The organism is Pseudomonas sp. SJZ078 (assembly GCF_007828255.1).
GTDB lineage: Bacteria > Pseudomonadota > Gammaproteobacteria > Pseudomonadales > Pseudomonadaceae > Aquipseudomonas.
Genome location: NZ_VIUG01000005.1, coordinates 128074 through 143940, shown reverse-complemented (window position 1 = coordinate 143940; position 15867 = coordinate 128074). Strand labels below are relative to the sequence as shown.

Here is a 15867-nt window from a genome sequence, read left to right as displayed (position 1 = left end):
AGCGTGCCCATAACGTTTTCAATCGATACGCTGCCCGGCATGGACGCTCGACCCCATCACCCGAGGTCCTACCATGTCATTACGTAGCCTGAATATCGCTCCCCGGGCCTTTCTCGGCTTTGCCTTCATTGCCTTGCTAGTGATCGCCCTCGGTGTATTTGCCGCCAATCGCATGTCCGTCATCCGCCAGGCCTCGATTGACATGGAGCAGACCCAAGTCCCCAGTGTCGGCTACCTGGCCAACGTACTGGAGAACGTGCTGCGCATGCGCATTCTTTCGTTCCGGATCCTGGTCAACCGGGACCCGGCCAGTCTCGCGGAGGCCGAGACCCGCATCGGTGTGCTGGTAGAAAAGCTGCAGAAGGCCAACGGCAGCTACGCCAAGCTGCCGCCCGCTGCGCAGGAGATCGAGCTCTACAAAACCTTTTCGGCGACCCTCGATAAATACCTGCAAGCCCAGAAGGAAATGCTGGAGCTGTCGCGCCAGGACAAGGTCGATTTATTGCGCACCCTCATCAATACGCGGATCAAGGAAGGCACCGACCTGATGGGCGAGCAGCTCAACAAGCTCATCGCGATCAACGTGACCGGCGCCGGCGAAGCCTCGGCCGTGGCGGGTGAGCACTATGACAGTGCGATCACCGGCATCATCGTCGTCTCGGTGGCCGCCGCGCTGGCTACCGTGGTGCTGGCGCTGCTCCTGACTCGCAGCATCGTTACACCGTTGAACCGCGCGTTGGAGGCGGCACGGGTCATCGCCGGCGGTAACCTGGTCCAGGCTATTGAAATCGATGGCAAGGATGAACCGGCTCGTTTGCTCCAGGCACTGGCCGACATGCAAGGCAGCCTGCGCAAGACCATCGAGCAGATCGCCGGTTCCGCCACACAATTGGGCGCGGCCGCCGAGGAGCTGAGTGCGGTGACCCAGGAATCTTCCCGTGGCCTGCAACGCCAGCACAATGAAATCGAACAGGCCGCGACCGCCGTCAATGAGATGACCGCCGCCGTGGAAGAGGTTGCCCGCAACGCCGTGTCGACCTCCGAAGCGTCGAACCAGTCGACCCAGGCCGCACAGGAAGGTCGCAGCCGGGTGGTGGAGACCGTCGAGGCGATCCAGACCATGACCCACGATGTGCAAGCCACCGCCACCATGGTCGAGGGCCTGGCCGTTCAGGGGCGCGACATTGGCAAGGTGCTGGACGTGATCCGTGCCATCGCCGAACAAACCAACCTGCTGGCGCTCAACGCCGCCATCGAGGCGGCCCGCGCGGGGGAGGCCGGACGCGGTTTCGCTGTGGTGGCCGATGAAGTCCGGGCCCTGGCCCATCGCACCGCGCAATCGACCCAGGAAATCGAAAAGATGGTCGCCGGCATCCAGAACAGCACCGGCGAGGCGGTGCAATCGATGCAGCAGAGCAACCAGCGCACCCAGAGCACCCTGGAACTGGCCCGTGCCGCCGGCGTCGCCCTGGAACAGATCACCCAGTCGATCCATCAGATCAACGAACGTAACCTGGTCATCGCCAGTGCCTCGGAAGAACAGGCCCAGGTGTCCCGAGAGGTGGACCGTAACCTGGTGAACATTCGTGACCTGGCGACGCAGTCGGCCTCGGGCGCGCAACAGACGAGCGACGCGACCCACGAACTGTCGCGCCTGGCGGTGGGTTTGAATGCGATGGTGGCGCGGTTTGTGATTTGAGATAGGGTTGAGGCTGGACACCGCATAAACCAGGAGCCGTACATGCGCTATTCAGCCTTGACCCAACGCATCACTGGCGAGGGGGCTGCCGCGTGGCAGATCCACGACCGGGCACTGGCCATGCGTGAACAGGGCAGGGACGTGTTGTTGCTGTCGGTGGGCGATCCGGATTTCGACACGCCGCGGGCCATCGTCGATGCTGCGGTGAGCAGCCTACGGGCCGGGGATACTCACTATTGCGACGTGCGCGGCCTTTACGGTCTGCGCGCCAGCATCGCGACCCGTCATCGTTGGCGTAGCGGCCAGCCGGTCGGGGCTGAGCACGTCACGGTACTGCCGGGCGCGCAATGCGCGGTGTATGCGGTCGCGCAATGCCTGCTCGACCCTGGCGACGAAGTCATCGTGGCCGAGCCGATGTACGTCACCTACGAAGCGGTGTTCGGCGCCTGCGGCGCGAAAGTGATACCGGTGGCGGTACGCCCGGAGAATGCGTTCCGGGTCGAACCGACCGATGTCGCCCGCCTGATCACCCCAAAGACCCGAGCCCTGCTGCTCAACAGCCCCAACAACCCCTCCGGCGCGAGCCTGCGATTGCCCACCTGGCAGGCGCTGGCGCAACTGTGCATCGAGCATGACGTGTGGCTGATCAGTGACGAGGTCTACAGCGACCTGTTGTACGAAGGCGAGCACATCAGCCCGGCCAGCCTGCCGGGCATGGCCGACCGCACCGCGACCATCAACAGCCTGTCCAAATCCCACGCCATGACCGGTTGGCGCATCGGCTGGGTCATCGGCCCAGAGCCCTTGGCCGAACACCTGGCGAACCTGTCGCTGTGCATGCTGTTCGGCCTGCCGGAGTTCGTGCAACGGGCGGCCCAGGTGGCACTGGAGGAAGAGCTGCCTGAAGTGGCGTCCATGCAAGATGAGTATCGCCAGCGCCGGGACCTGGTGTGCGCCATGCTGGATGATTGCCCGGGGCTTACCCCGCTGCGGCCCAACGGTGGCATGTTCGTGATGGTGGACGTGCGCCGGACGGGACTCGATGCCCAGGCGTTTGCCGAGCGGCTGTTGGACGGGTATGGCGTGTCGGTGCTAGCGGGGGAGGCGTTCGGGCCCAGTGCGGCGGGGCATATACGGATCGGGTTGGTGGTTGATCAGGAGAAGTTAGCCCAGGCGTGCCAGCGGATTGCGTTGTGTGCCGCAGAGTTGCTGCCGGTGCAGTGGGCTTAAGGGGTTGTATTCCGGTCTTCGAAATATTCATCTACGCAGCGTGAGTCTATATCCAAGCGCTTTCGTGCCTTTGATCCATACGACCATTCGCTCAAATCATCCAAACATCGTGCAGGTATATTCTGGACGTGTCGCTCCGTCAAATCCGATAAACGGTATCCAGACCTGTCAGATATACCAGTAGGCAATCTGGTATGTCCGAGGCCTAATTGCATCGAAGATTTCTCTAGATAACGTGTGCCTAAAGCACTTTCTCCGGAGCGAATACGTGATGCCACAACCCAACGAGCAAATCACTGCGCTACCTTTGCGTATAGACGGAGTCGACGATCAGGATCCGGAGGGTTGGATACCGCTTGAACAACTGACTAACGGAACGATCGGAAGAATACCGCGTTGGGCAGACTTTCCTGACACTACCGGGCAGTATACGGATCTTTTTGTATATTGGGCGCAGCCTAACGACAGAGAGATTTATCAACGCAGATATCTCCCCGCCGACGACAGGCCGGAGTTTACGTTTCCGATAAGTCCTCAGGATATGAGCGTAGACGGTATCGCTTATATTCATTATCTGTTGATCAAGCATGACGGTAATAAAGACCCCTCACCGAAACGCAAACTGACTATTGACCATACACCTGCGCCTACGTTGACGGCGCCTAAGTTCCCTGATAGCAACTTATGGGGGTATCTGAACTGCAGTTCGCCAGTTCCGATCTGGGAAAAGGTAAGAGTAGAGATATTGCCGGAATCTATTTTTCGTGGACAGGATGAATGTGTTCTTCAGTGGCAGGGTTTCGACACATTAAACGGCAGCCCCCCGGCTTTGACACCTGTTTACGAGTTTCGCAAAACGTTAAGCGATAGCGAGGCGATCAATGGATTTATCATGGAAATTCCATTTGTACCCTATGTAAGGCCCATGGTGGATTCCGATTCCGGAGTTGCTCAATATACGATTTATCGAAATGGTATTCCTAAAGGCAGGTCAGGAAAGGGCCTCGTCAAGATTGATCGCATAATACCTGGGGAAGAACAGCCTTGTGGGGGATTTGCCTGAGGAATGGAGTTCCAGATGACCTGATCAATAAATATCTTGGAGAATCAAAATGACCAGTAAAAGCATAAACGTTAATGGTGAAGTGTTGACGCTGCGGCAAATCGCAGACCGTTCTCGGGCGGCGTTACGCTCCTCGACGTCTGATTCGGGCATCCTGCTGGACCCTCCAATCATTGTCGGACAGATAGTAGATGATTTGATCCCCAAAACGATCCTTGACTCAGGGACGATGACTCTTCGATTTAAATCCAGTGATATCCCCGATCCGGATGATGCTGATATATGGAGACTGGTTCTACATAAAGGAGGCGTAGAAACGGAGCTCGATGAGCAGCCTTTCGGTCTCGTTGCCACTCGCCCCGCGACGCTTGACATCCCGGTGCCAACCGCGGGGCTTGTGGACGATGACACCACTAAAGCTTCAACTACCTACGAATTCGAGCTGGTAGTTATTTGGGGGCCGAATGGTAACTGGGACCCGCTGGAGTTCGTCCCTGCTGAAATTGACCGGTTCGCACCTGAGCATGAGAAAACAGGTTTGAGACTGAAACCGGAAGCGGCTGTGCTGGTGAATTTGCCAGCTGGGGCGGTCATCGACGATGATTGGCTCGATAACAATACAGCCCTCGAATTAACCATTAACACGGGCTATGAGTTTCATCGCGAGGACGACCGCGTTGAGGTTTACGTGGGGCCGAATTATGGCTCGGGCACACCGATACATACACAATTGCTTACGTCACCTGGCGAAGTGTCGATTCCAAAGGCTGCTCTCCCTCAAATGGATGGTCAGCATTATGTTTGGTATGTGTTGTTCGATGTGGTGGGAAATGAAAGTGAGCCCGCACTTCCTAGACCACTCATTGTTCGGCGTCGTCCGCGACCACAACTTATTGATTGTTTTATTCCTAAAGGACAATTGCCAGATGTCATAGATCTGGAGGACCTGGAGAGTGACGTATTTCTAGAGGTGCCCTATACCACTAATGGACAGGAGACTGATCGGATCATCCCGAAAATCAGTAACGCCAATGGTAATACGGTAATCCCCTTAACGGGGCAGTTGCTGGGAGAGGAAACCCCTAATAAGACTCTTAAATTTCTCGTGGCTATTAATAGGTTAATTGCGCTTTGGGGGAATTCTACCGCAGAATTACCCATCACTGCTGAATATGATTTTTCACGTGGGACTGAAGCTTTGGTTCCTTCCAACCCCACACCATCGGCTCTTGATTTTACCTACCGTGGGCCTATCAATCCGATTTTTCCCGGGCTGGAAAACCCTAATATGACGAAGGTCAAGGTTGTAGCGGTAGGTGGTTCCGGCACGGAAAACCATATTACTGCAGATGACCGTGGAAAGCCGGCGGACATTAGTACGCCGATGATTGAGGCACCTACTACTTGGGTGCCGATTGGCGATGAGATCGCCAAGTTATGGTTTAACGGTGTGGAAGTCCACAGTGAACAATTAGCTGCCGGTACGGTGCCGTTGTTAACGTTTGAGATGCTTGCCAGTGTTATTGATAATGCCGGGACCGGTAAAAAAATAGCCTATTGGACAATTGAGGAGGACGGTGGCCGCAACAGAATGAGGTCGCTGCCTACCGAGGTGCAGGTAGATGCCGTTCGGATCAATTTGCCTCCACCCAGAGTCAGGTTGTATGGCTCGGGCAATTTTGTTTCATGTGCTTCCTTGATAAGAAATACCTGGGAGCTGCCTGTTACTGTTGATATCGATCCGACTCATATGCCGGCTAATACGGTGGTTACTCTGAAGTCCGTTGGGACAACCGATGCTGCGGGGCTCATTCCCATCGATGGGACTGACTATACGGGTACTTACACGATTACAGGCTCGGAGACGGGCGCGATTTTTGTAAAAAATATAGAACCTTATTTGTCGAAAATTAAGCCTATCCAGCCGCCACATAGCTCTGGCCTGCCGAATGGTTTCATAAAAATATGGTATGAGGTCACCATTGGCGGGGTGTTGACGCCTTCTGCTGAATTTTTGAATGAGGTTTCTTTGCTGAATACCAGCTATAACTATTGTGAGGGGACGCCTACAAAATAATTGGCAGTGTCCAATGTCGGGGAACTATCGGGTTTTCCCGGCATTGGCGTTGGCTGATATGAGGAAAAATCCCTGTGCGTGATCGGATTAGTCCTACATCAATTTGTGACGTATATCTGTAATTTGTCGGCCGTCTGGGTGAGGGGTCTATCGCTCGCTAAATAAACTTCATCAATTTTATCTGATGACAAATTGTGGGTAGTTCTACTATGCGATCAATAAAGTACGCTGGAATGACACCGGCAATGGCGTTATGGCTGAGGGGTTCGTCTCTGTCCTTATCGTTGTTGCTGGTTGAGCCAACGCTGGCTGGAACATTAGTCGGTCAAAGCCAGACCATCACCAACGGTGACCCCGTGGAAACATGGTCGCTCTCGCAGAACTCCACATTGAACGTTAACGGCGCGCAAACCCTAGGTATCCTTGCCTCACAATCCACATTGAATACCAGTGGAGCCACGACTGGACGAATTATTGGTAGACAGGGTGCATCAATAAATCTTTCTAACACGACGGTTACTGGTGGAAATGTACTTGCTGGACTGGAACTCGCCGACAGTGACGCCACCATCAATGGCAGCACCGTCACCGGAAATCAGCTGGGTTTAACGGCCTTGCATGTTGTCGGTACCACGATCGGCTCAACAGTAACGGCCACTAATAGCACCATTACAGGTGTTACAGGCGGTGCCCGCGCGACGGCTTTCAGTGTCCTGGATTTCTCAAATTCGATCGTCGAGGGTACGGGGGCTACGAGTTTCGGTATTTCACTGTTGAGCAGCACAGCCTCTGCCAGCAATGGCACGCGCATTATCGGTGGTCAGAATGGCGTCATATTGGGGCTTGAAACTGGCGTATCCGAAGTCAATAAGCTGACGCTGGATCAGTCTAGCGTCGAGGGTAGGAACGGTTCCGCTATTGTTGTCGATTATGCGGGCACTTCAGCAGCGGTTTCGCAGATAGATGTGCTCAACGGATCGACGCTGACCGGTAGCAACGGGACGATTCTCGAAGTACGAGGTGCCGGTAATGCAGCGATGAATGTCGAGCGCAGCAATCTGACAGGTAATGTCCAGGTGGCTGGCGACGGTGTTGCCGCGCTAGCTTTCACTCAGGCTTCATTGACCGGTGATGTGCGCGCTGACGCAGGCGGCACCGCTACGGTGGCGTTGCTGCAAGGTTCGCAGATGACTGGTGTCATGGATAACGTGGCCACGGCCAGCATCGACCAGTCGAGTTGGGTCATGACGGGTGATAGCCAGGTCGGTGACTTGGTCCTCACCGGCGGCACGGTAAGATTCGGCGCCGATAACGCCTTCTATCGATTGAATGTGGAAAGTTTGTCCGGTAACGGCCTGTTCGAAATCGGCACAGATTTCGCGACTAATCAGACCGATTTCCTTAATGTCACGGGCACAGCAACGGGCAGCCATCAAATCATGATTGCCAGCAGCGGCGTTGACCCGGCCAGTGGTCAGCCGATCCAGGTGGTTCACACCGGAGGAGGAGACGCTACTTTCGCCCTGGCAAACGCCGATGGCGCGGTTGATCTGGGCACCTATTCCTATGGATTGAAGCAGAGTGATACTGGTAACGACTGGTTCCTTGACCCCACGGCCCGTACGGTCAGCCCTTCGACCCGTGCCGTTATGGCGTTGTTCAATACCGCGCCGACGGTTTGGTACGGTGAGTTGAGTCCATTGCGTAGTCGAATGGGGGAATTACGCTTCAATTCACAAAAGTCCGGCGCATGGCTCAGGGCCTATGGCAACAAGTACAACGTGTCTGATAGTTACGGGGGGGGATACCGCCAAGCTCAACAAGGCTTCGCGCTGGGTGCCGATGCACCTCTGCCGTTGGGCGACGGGCAATGGCTGCTGGGTGTGATGGCAGGGCACAGTACCTCGGATCTGGATTTGCATCGCGGTACTTCTGGCACGATCAAAAGCTATTACATTGGTACCTACCTGACCTGGATGGATGAGGACAGTGGTTACTACGTCGACAGCGTACTTAAACTCAACCGCTTCCAGAACGATGCCAAGGTCGGCATGAGCGATGGTAAACGGTCCAAGGGTGATTACGACAACAGTGGCCTTGGCGGTTCGGTGGAAGTCGGTCGCAATATCAAACTGAACGATGGTTATTTCATCGAGCCGTTTACCCAGTGGTCCGCGGTGGCTATTCAGGGTAAGGACTACCATCTTGACAACGGTTTGCAGGCCGAGGGTGATCGTACTTATTCGTTGCTCGGCAAGGCCGGCGTGACGGTGGGGCGTGATATGCAATTGGACAATGGCGCGACAGTACAACCCTATGTGCGTGCGGCATTGGCCCATGAGTTCGCCAAAAACAACGAAGTGAAGGTCAACAATAACGTGTTCAATAACGACCTGTCGGGATCACGCGCCGAATTGGGTGCTGGTATTGCCGTCAATCTGTCCCAGCGCTGGCAGGCACACGCTGAGGTTGAATATATGAACGGTAAAGGTATTGAGATGCCCATAGGTGGTACCGTCGGCGTGCAATTCAAATGGTGAGTCGTCCAGATCGGTAATCGACTGAAGACAAAGAAAAAGCCCTGATCGAAAGATCAGGGCTTTTTTACGCTTGGTTACCAACTGAGTTCTGTGTCGAAGAGGCCGGTGCATAGATAGCTATCGTTTCCTTGAGCTTTGTCGATATACGCCGTGAATGATCCAGTGAAGCGCATATCAGCGCCCATTGTGTACTGAATGGAGCCTCTTCTGGCTTTTTGCAGTGTAGGACTGTTTGGATCTGCATAATTGTTGTAGATCAAGCTGACGTGCTCGTCATTATCCGTAATGACGCCATCCGTTTCCTCTTTGATGTCTTTTGAGAAAGTGATCGTGAAGGTTCTTGGCAGGCCATTCTTCCATTCCGTTGCTACCACCACCCACACTTCACCCCGATTGGGAGTGGTAGAACTTTTTAGTGTGGTTATGGCTGCGTTGAAGTTTGAATTGTCTTCAAGATTGGCAGTGAAGTTGACTTCGCTCGCAAGGGCTTCTTGATCCAGTTTCGTGGCTGCTCTGCTCATGAGTAAAAGCTCCGTAAATGATCGACGGGAGATCCAGCGGGCATCCTGCGATGTCATATGCATGGAGCGTTTATCTAAGCCCTATGTGCATGCTCTGTATACTGTCAGAGCTGACAACTATACAGGGCGGCGTTTTTGTGATTGATAACAATGCTACGAATTTTGATGGGTACAGAGGTGTGTCAAACGTCCTTATCGGTATTTAAGCACCAACCTCATCACCCCCACAAAAAACACCGGCACAAACACCACCGCCAACGTTGCACTGATCATCCCGCCAATCACCCCGGTCCCGATGGCCTGCTGGCTCGCCGAACTGGCTCCCGTGGCGATCGCCAGGGGCACCACGCCGAGAATGAACGCCAGGGAGGTCATGATGATTGGCCGCAGGCGCAGGCGTGCGGCCTGGAGGGTGGCGTCGATCAGGTCATGGCCTTCGTCGTAGAGACTCTTGGCGAACTCGATGATCAGGATCGCATTCTTGGCCGAGAGGCCGATGATGGTCACCAGGCCGACCTTGAAAAACACGTCGTTGGGCATGCCCCGCAGTGACACCGCCAGCACCGCGCCGAGTACCCCCAGCGGCACCACCAGCAGCACCGAGGCAGGAATCGACCAGCTCTCGTACAGCGCCGCCAGGCACAGGAACACCACCAGCAGCGACAGGCCCAGCAGGATCGGCGCCTGGCTGCCGGACAGGCGTTCCTGCAACGATAACCCGGTCCATTCCTGGCCCAACCCGGCTGGTCCCTGGGCCACCAGCCGTTCGATTTCCGCCATGGCCTGGCCGGTGCTGTAGCCCGGTGCCGGTTCGCCGGAAATGCTGATGGCCGGGTAGCCATTGTAGCGGGTCAGTTGCGTCGGGCCCTGGGTCCACTTGGCCTGGACGAAGGCCGACAGCGGCACCATTTTCCCGGCATCGTTGCGCACATGGATCTTCAGCAGATCGGCCACCTGGCTGCGCTGGTCGCCTTCGGCCTGGACCACCACCCGCTGCATGCGCCCCTGGTTGGGGAAATCGTTGATGTAGCTTGAACCCACGGCGGTCGCCAGTACGTTGCCGACGTCGGCGAAAGATACCCCCAGGGCATTGGCCTGCTTGCGGTCGACTTCCAGTTGCACCTGCGGCGCTTCGGCCAGGGCGCTCTCGCGCACGTTGATCAGCAGCGGGCTCTTTTCGGCGGCGGCAAGCAATGCGTCGCGGGCCTGCATCAGCGTGGCATGGCCGAGACCGCCGCGATCCTGCAATCGGAACTCGAAGCCGCTGGACGTCCCCAGGCCATCCACCGGGGGTGGCAATACGGCGAAGGCCATGGCGTCCTTTATCCCGCCGAAGGCCTGGTTGGCGCGCTCGGCTATGGCACTGGCCGAGTCGTCGCTGCCACGTTCCGACCAGTCCTTGAGGGTGGTGAACGCCAACGCTGCGTTCTGCCCGCTGCCGGAAAAACTGAAGCCCAGGATCACCGTGCTGTCCCCCACACCCGGCTCGCCGGCGTTGTGGGCTTCGATCTGCTCGACCACTTGCACTGTACGGTTCTTGCTCGCGCCGGGCGGCAGTTGGATGTCGGTGATGGTGTAGCCCTGGTCTTCCACCGGCAGGAACGAGGAGGGCAGGCGACTGAACAACAGGCCCATGCCCACCAGCAGCACGCCGTAGATCACCAGGTAGCGACCGGTACGCTTGAGGGCATAGGCGACCCAGCCTTGATAGCGCTCGCCCAGTCGATCGAAGCGGCGATTGAACCCGCCAAAGAAGCCGCCCTTGGCGTGATGCTCGCCCTGGACGATGGGCTTGAGCAAGGTGGCGCACAGCGCAGGCGTCAGGCTCAGGGCCAGCAATGCCGAGAACAGGATCGACGTGGCCATGGACAGCGAGAATTGCCGATAGATGACACCGACGGATCCGGGCATGAACGCCATCGGAATGAACACTGCCACCAAGACCAGGGTGATGCCGATGATGGCCCCGGTGATCTGCTGCATCGCCTTGCGCGTCGCGTCCTTGGGCGACAGCCCTTCGCTGGCCATGATCCGTTCGACGTTCTCCACCACGACAATGGCGTCGTCCACCAGGATGCCGATGGCCAGCACCATGCCGAACATGGTCAGCACGTTGATGGAAAAGCCCAGGGCAAGCATGATGGCGAACGTGCCCATCAGCGCCACCGGCACCACCAGCGTCGGGATCAGGGTGTAGCGGATGTTCTGCAGGAACAGGAACATCACGGCGAACACCAGCAGCATGGCCTCGCCCAGGGTATAGATCACTTTGGTGATGGAGACCTTGACGAATGGCGAGGTGTCGTAGGGGATCTTGTACTCCACGCCGGCCGGGAAGTAGCGCGCCAGTTCGTCCATTTTCGCCCGTACCAGGGTCGCCGTATTCAGGGCATTGGCCCCCGGCGATAGCTGCACGCCGACCGCCGTGGAGGGCTTGCCGTTGAGGCGCGTGGAAAACTGATACTCCTGGCTGCCGACTTCCACCCGTGCCACGTCGCCGATGCGTACCGTGGAGCCGTCGGGGTTGGCCTTGAGTACGATGTCGGCGAACTCTTCCGGCGTCGACAACTGGCCCTTGACCAGGATGGTCGCGGTGATTTCCTGGTTACCGCGGCTCGGCAGGTCACCAATGCTGCCCGCTGAAACCTGGGCGTTCTGCGCCTGGACGGCAGCGTTCACATCGGCCGGGGTCAGGCTGAAGCTGAGCAGCTTCTGCGGATCGATCCAGATTCGCATGGCCCGTTCGGCGCCGTACAACTGCGCCTTGCCGACACCGTCCAGGCGCTTGATTTCGTTCATCACGTTGCGTGCCAGGTAGTCGCTGAGGGCAACGTCGTCGAGCTTGCCGTCATTGGACGTGAGGGTGATCAGCAGTAGGAAGCCGGCCGAGACCTTATCCACTTGCAAGCCTTGCTGGGTGACCGCCTGGGGCAGGCGCGACTCCACCGCCTTGAGACGGTTCTGCACGTCGACCTGAGCCAGTTCCGGATTGGTGCCGGGCTTGAAGGTCGCGGTGATGGTGGCGCTGCCCAGGCTGCTCTGGGAACCGAAGTACAGCAGGTTGTCGGCACCGTTGAGTTCTTCCTCGATCAGGCTGACGACACTCTGGTCCACGGTTTGCGCCGAGGCACCGGGGTACACCGCGTAGATTTCGATCTGCGGTGGCGCGACGTCCGGGTACTGGGCCACCGGCAATTGCGGGATCGCCAGCACACCGGCCAGCAGGATGAACAGCGCGACCACCCAGGCGAATACCGGACGGTCGATAAAGAACTGCGGCATGGGAAATGTCCTGCTTACTGACCAGAGGCAAGTGGAAGAGGGGAGTTGTCGATCTGGACTTTTTCACCGGGGCGGGCATGTTGCAGGCCTTCGACGACGATGCGGTCGCCCGGCTTCAGGCCGTGGGTAACGATCCAGCGGTTGTCCTGTACGCTGCCCAGTTCCACCGGTTGCAGGCTGACTTGCTGCTCGGCGTCGACCAGCAGCACCTGGGCTGTGCCTGCGCTGTCACGCTGGATGGCCCGTTGCGGCACGCTGATGCCCTGGCGGTCGAAGGCCTGCTCCAGGCGCACGCGCACGAAGCTGCCAGGCAGCAGGTCGAGATCAGGGTTGGGGAACTCACTGCGCAGGGTGATCTGGCCGGTGCCCGGGTCGACGCTGATGTCGGTGAACAACAACTTGCCCGGCAGTGGATAGAGGCTGCCGTCGTCCTGGATCAACGTGACCTTGGCCTGGTCCTGGCCAACCTGCTGCAACTGGCCGGCGCGCAGGGCCCGGCGCAGTTCGTTGAGTTCGCGGGTCGATTGGGTGAGGTCGGCGTGGATCGGGTTCAGTTGCTGGATAAGCGCCAGCGGCGTGGTTTCGTTCTGCCCCACCAGCGCGCCCTCGGTGACCAGCGCCCGGCCGATGCGTCCGGCAATCGGCGCGGTGACCGTGGCATAACCCAGGTTCAACCGGGCCCGCTCGACGGCTGCCTGACTGGCGGCGACGTCGGCGGCGGTCTGGCGGGCGGCGGCGCGGGCGTTGTCGTAGTCCTGGGCGCTGATGGCGTTGTCTTCGATCAATCGTGCGTAGCGCTGTGCCTGCAAGCGCGCCTGGAACGCGTTGGCCTCGGCCTTGCGCAACGCCGCCTCGGCGCTGTCCAGGTCGGCCTTGAACGGCGCCGGGTCGATGCGGAACAGCACATCACCTTTCTTCACATCACTGCCTTCGCGGTAGACCCGCTGCAAGACCACGCCGGGCACTCGTGCACGGACTTCGGCGATGCGCGGCGCGGCGATACGTCCGCTCAATTCGCTGCTGATGGACAGTGGCCGAGCTTCGACGGTTTCGATGGCAACGGTGGGGCGCGGCGCTTCGTCCGTGGGCGGCGAGGCCTTGTCGCAGGCGCTCAACGACAGTACCCCGAGCAACAGGCCCAGGGTGGCGAAAGAGTTCTTTGGCATGGTGCTTCCCCAATGATGAACATCGCCATGCTACGGGGGACGGTGGGGCACAGCGGTAAAGCTTTGTAGGGGGTGTGTGAAATTGTGTAAGGGGTTTGCTCGGGGACGGGCGGGGGCGTATATCCTTGGCAGCTGGATTTTCAGGTGACTGTACTGACGCCTTCGCGGGCAAGCCCGCTCCCACAAGGTTCACGATAACTCCTGTGGGAGCGGGCTTGCTCGCGAAGAGGGTCTGTCAGGCGCCACAGCACTTTTCTGGAAGTACCCATGCCCAACATCCTCCTGGTGGAAGACGACTCCGCCCTCAGCGAATTGATCGCCAGTTACCTGGAACGCAACGGCTATCAGGTCAATGTGCTCAGCCGGGGCGATCATGTACGCGAACGGGCGCGGGTCGACCCGCCGGATCTGGTGATTCTCGACCTGATGTTGCCGGGGCTGGACGGCTTGCAGGTGTGCCGCTTGCTGCGGGCCGATTCAGCGACATTGCCGATCCTGATGCTGACCGCCCGGGACGACAGTCACGACCAGGTGCTGGGCCTGGAGATGGGCGCCGACGACTATGTCACCAAACCGTGCGAGCCACGGGTGCTGCTGGCCCGTGTACGGACCTTGCTGCGGCGCAGCAGCCTCAGCGAGCCGCAGACGGCCAACGACCGCATCCTCATGGGCAACCTGTGTATCGACTTGTCCGAGCGCACCGTGACCTGGCGCGGGCAGGCGGTGGAGCTGTCCAGCGGCGAATACAACCTGCTGGTGGTGCTGGCCCGTCATTCCGGTGAAGTGCTGAGCCGCGACCAGATCCTGCAACGCCTGCGTGGCATCGAATTCAACGGCACCGACCGCTCGGTGGACGTGGCGATTTCCAAGTTGCGGCGCAAGTTCGACGACAACGCCGGCGAAGCGCGCAAGATCAAGACGGTGTGGGGCAAGGGGTATCTGTTCAGCCGCTCCGAGTGGGAGTGCTGAGTCGATGTGGAAGCTGTTGATCCGCCTTTATCTGGTGACCATCGTGTCCTACAGCGCCGCGATCTACCTGATGCCGGAACTGGTGATCCGCCTGTTCCATGAGCGGTTCATGAGCTACAACCTCGACTATTCCCGTGGCCTGCAAACCCTGATGAGCAAGCAGTTCCAGGCCGTGCCGAGGGAGCAATGGCCGGCGTTGGCGGCGCAGATGGACAAGGAGTTCGAACCGCTGCGCATCGAGCTGGCTGCCATCGATGATGCGGACTTCAGTGCCGATGAACAAGCCCGCCTCAAGCAGGGTGAAAATGTGGTACGCCTCGGCGACTGGGCCTGGCGAACCCTGGCGGTGGCGCCGCTGGACGAGCGCATGGCGGTCAAGATGGTCGTTCCTCCGGATCCGGCCGACGTCAGTTGGTTGTACTGGAGCATCAACGTGTTGATCGGCGCGACGATGCTGGCGTGCCTGTTGCTGTGGCTGCGGCCGCACTGGCGCGACCTGGAGCGTCTCAGGAGCACCGCCGAACGCTTCGGCAAGGGTCACTTGAGCGAGCGCACACACATCGCCTCCAGCTCGAACATCGGTAGCCTGGCCCATGTGTTCGATACCATGGCCAGCGATATCGAAAGCCTGCTCAATCAGCAACGGGACCTGCTCAACGCGGTCTCCCACGAACTGCGCACGCCCTTGACCCGGCTCGACTTCGGCCTGGCCCTGGCGCTGTCCGATGACTTGCCGCCGGCCAGCCGCGAGCGCCTGCAAGGGTTGGTGGCGCATATTCGCGAACTGGACGAGCTGGTGCTGGAATTGCTCTCCTACAGCCGGTTGCAGAATCCCGAGCGTCTGCCGGAGCAGGTCGAAGTGCCGCTGGACGAGTTCATCGACAGCATCCTTGGCAGCGTCGACGAGGACCTGGCGGCGCCGGACGTGGTGATTGACGTGCTCTTGCATGGGACGTTGGAGCGCTTTGTGCTGGACCCGCGGCTGACGGCCCGGGCGCTGCAGAACCTGTTGCGCAATGCCATGCGTTATTGCGAGAAGCGGATCCAGGTCGGCGTGCGGGTGGGCGATGAGGGCTGCCAGATCTGGGTCGATGACGACGGCATCGGCATTCCCGACGGTGAACGCGAGCGGGTGTTCGAGCCGTTCTACCGCCTGGACCGCAGTCGCGACCGCGCCACGGGCGGCTTCGGCCTGGGCCTGGCCATCAGCCGCCGCGCCCTGGAAGCCCAGGGCGGCAGCTTGACGGCTGACGTCTCACCGCTGGGCGGCGCACGCTTCAGGTTGTGGCTGCCAATGCCCCGGTAATAATCGGCAGTTTC

Annotated in this window: 10 protein-coding genes and 1 pseudogene; 8 read left to right on the top strand and 3 right to left on the bottom strand. The window is 58.7% G+C overall.

Annotated features, from left to right (window positions below):
- Positions 1–73 precede the first annotated feature (73 nt).
- From FBY02_RS28670 to FBY02_RS07290, 6 genes and pseudogenes are all read left to right on the top strand, one after another.
- Positions 74–841: pseudogene (locus FBY02_RS28670) on the top strand (MCP four helix bundle domain-containing protein); the annotation flags it as partial.
- Entirely contained in the window at positions 836–1699 is an 864-nt protein-coding gene (locus FBY02_RS28665) for a methyl-accepting chemotaxis protein (RefSeq protein WP_371921400.1), read from the top strand. The pseudogene FBY02_RS28670 and the gene FBY02_RS28665, both read left to right, overlap by 6 nt.
- A 42-nt stretch (positions 1700–1741) precedes the next feature.
- Positions 1742–2929, top strand: a complete 1188-nt coding sequence (locus tag FBY02_RS07305; protein WP_144925320.1) for a pyridoxal phosphate-dependent aminotransferase — start codon at positions 1742–1744, stop codon at positions 2927–2929.
- 268 nt (positions 2930–3197) lie between these two features.
- Positions 3198–3992 carry a hypothetical protein gene (locus FBY02_RS07300; RefSeq protein ID WP_144925317.1) on the top strand — a complete coding sequence of 265 codons (795 nt, stop codon included), beginning with the start codon at positions 3198–3200 and terminating at the stop codon, positions 3990–3992.
- A 49-nt stretch (positions 3993–4041) separates the two neighbouring features.
- Positions 4042–6069: a hypothetical protein gene (locus FBY02_RS07295; protein WP_144925314.1), complete on the top strand. Its 2028-nt coding sequence runs from the start codon at positions 4042–4044 to the stop codon at positions 6067–6069.
- A gap of 245 nt (positions 6070–6314) precedes the next feature.
- Positions 6315–8609: an autotransporter outer membrane beta-barrel domain-containing protein gene (locus tag FBY02_RS07290; RefSeq protein WP_256662478.1), complete on the top strand. Its 2295-nt coding sequence runs from the start codon at positions 6315–6317 to the stop codon at positions 8607–8609.
- A gap of 74 nt (positions 8610–8683) precedes the next feature.
- On the opposite strand, the gene FBY02_RS07285 is transcribed toward FBY02_RS07290, so the two are convergent.
- The 3 genes from FBY02_RS07285 to FBY02_RS07275 all read right to left on the bottom strand — a co-directional run bounded on the left by FBY02_RS07285 (position 8684) and on the right by FBY02_RS07275 (position 13578).
- The gene (locus FBY02_RS07285; protein ID WP_144925308.1) at positions 8684–9130 is read right to left on the bottom strand and encodes a hypothetical protein; all 447 of its coding nucleotides are present in this window, start codon (positions 9128–9130) and stop codon (positions 8684–8686) included.
- A gap of 192 nt (positions 9131–9322) precedes the next feature.
- Complete coding sequence (locus FBY02_RS07280; RefSeq protein ID WP_144925305.1) at positions 9323–12412, bottom strand: efflux RND transporter permease subunit; 3090 nt, start codon at positions 12410–12412, stop codon at positions 9323–9325.
- Positions 12413–12426: 14 nt separating this feature from the next.
- Positions 12427–13578 carry an efflux RND transporter periplasmic adaptor subunit gene (locus FBY02_RS07275; protein WP_144925302.1) on the bottom strand — a complete coding sequence of 384 codons (1152 nt, stop codon included), beginning with the start codon at positions 13576–13578 and terminating at the stop codon, positions 12427–12429.
- A gap of 267 nt (positions 13579–13845) precedes the next feature.
- Here FBY02_RS07275 and FBY02_RS07270 point away from each other — a divergent pair, with 267 nt between their 5' ends.
- Both FBY02_RS07270 and FBY02_RS07265 read left to right on the top strand, forming a co-directional pair.
- On the top strand, positions 13846–14547 hold the full coding sequence (locus FBY02_RS07270) for a response regulator transcription factor (RefSeq protein WP_144925299.1): 702 nt from the start codon (positions 13846–13848) through the stop codon (positions 14545–14547).
- A gap of 4 nt (positions 14548–14551) precedes the next feature.
- Positions 14552–15853 carry an ATP-binding protein gene (locus tag FBY02_RS07265; RefSeq protein ID WP_144925296.1) on the top strand — a complete coding sequence of 434 codons (1302 nt, stop codon included), beginning with the start codon at positions 14552–14554 and terminating at the stop codon, positions 15851–15853.
- Positions 15854–15867 lie beyond the last annotated feature (14 nt).

Coding starts and splice junctions, on each gene's coding strand:
- FBY02_RS07285 (WP_144925308.1), bottom strand. CDS start 9,130: ATGAGCAGAGCAGCCACGAAACTGGATCAAGAAGCCCTTGCGAGCGAA.
- FBY02_RS07290 (WP_256662478.1), top strand. CDS start 6,315: ATGGCGTTATGGCTGAGGGGTTCGTCTCTGTCCTTATCGTTGTTGCTG.
- FBY02_RS07280 (WP_144925305.1), bottom strand. CDS start 12,412: ATGCCGCAGTTCTTTATCGACCGTCCGGTATTCGCCTGGGTGGTCGCG.
- FBY02_RS07295 (WP_144925314.1), top strand. CDS start 4,042: ATGACCAGTAAAAGCATAAACGTTAATGGTGAAGTGTTGACGCTGCGG.
- FBY02_RS07270 (WP_144925299.1), top strand. CDS start 13,846: ATGCCCAACATCCTCCTGGTGGAAGACGACTCCGCCCTCAGCGAATTG.
- FBY02_RS07265 (WP_144925296.1), top strand. CDS start 14,552: ATGTGGAAGCTGTTGATCCGCCTTTATCTGGTGACCATCGTGTCCTAC.
- FBY02_RS28665 (WP_371921400.1), top strand. CDS start 836: ATGCAAGGCAGCCTGCGCAAGACCATCGAGCAGATCGCCGGTTCCGCC.
- FBY02_RS07275 (WP_144925302.1), bottom strand. CDS start 13,578: ATGCCAAAGAACTCTTTCGCCACCCTGGGCCTGTTGCTCGGGGTACTG.
- FBY02_RS07305 (WP_144925320.1), top strand. CDS start 1,742: ATGCGCTATTCAGCCTTGACCCAACGCATCACTGGCGAGGGGGCTGCC.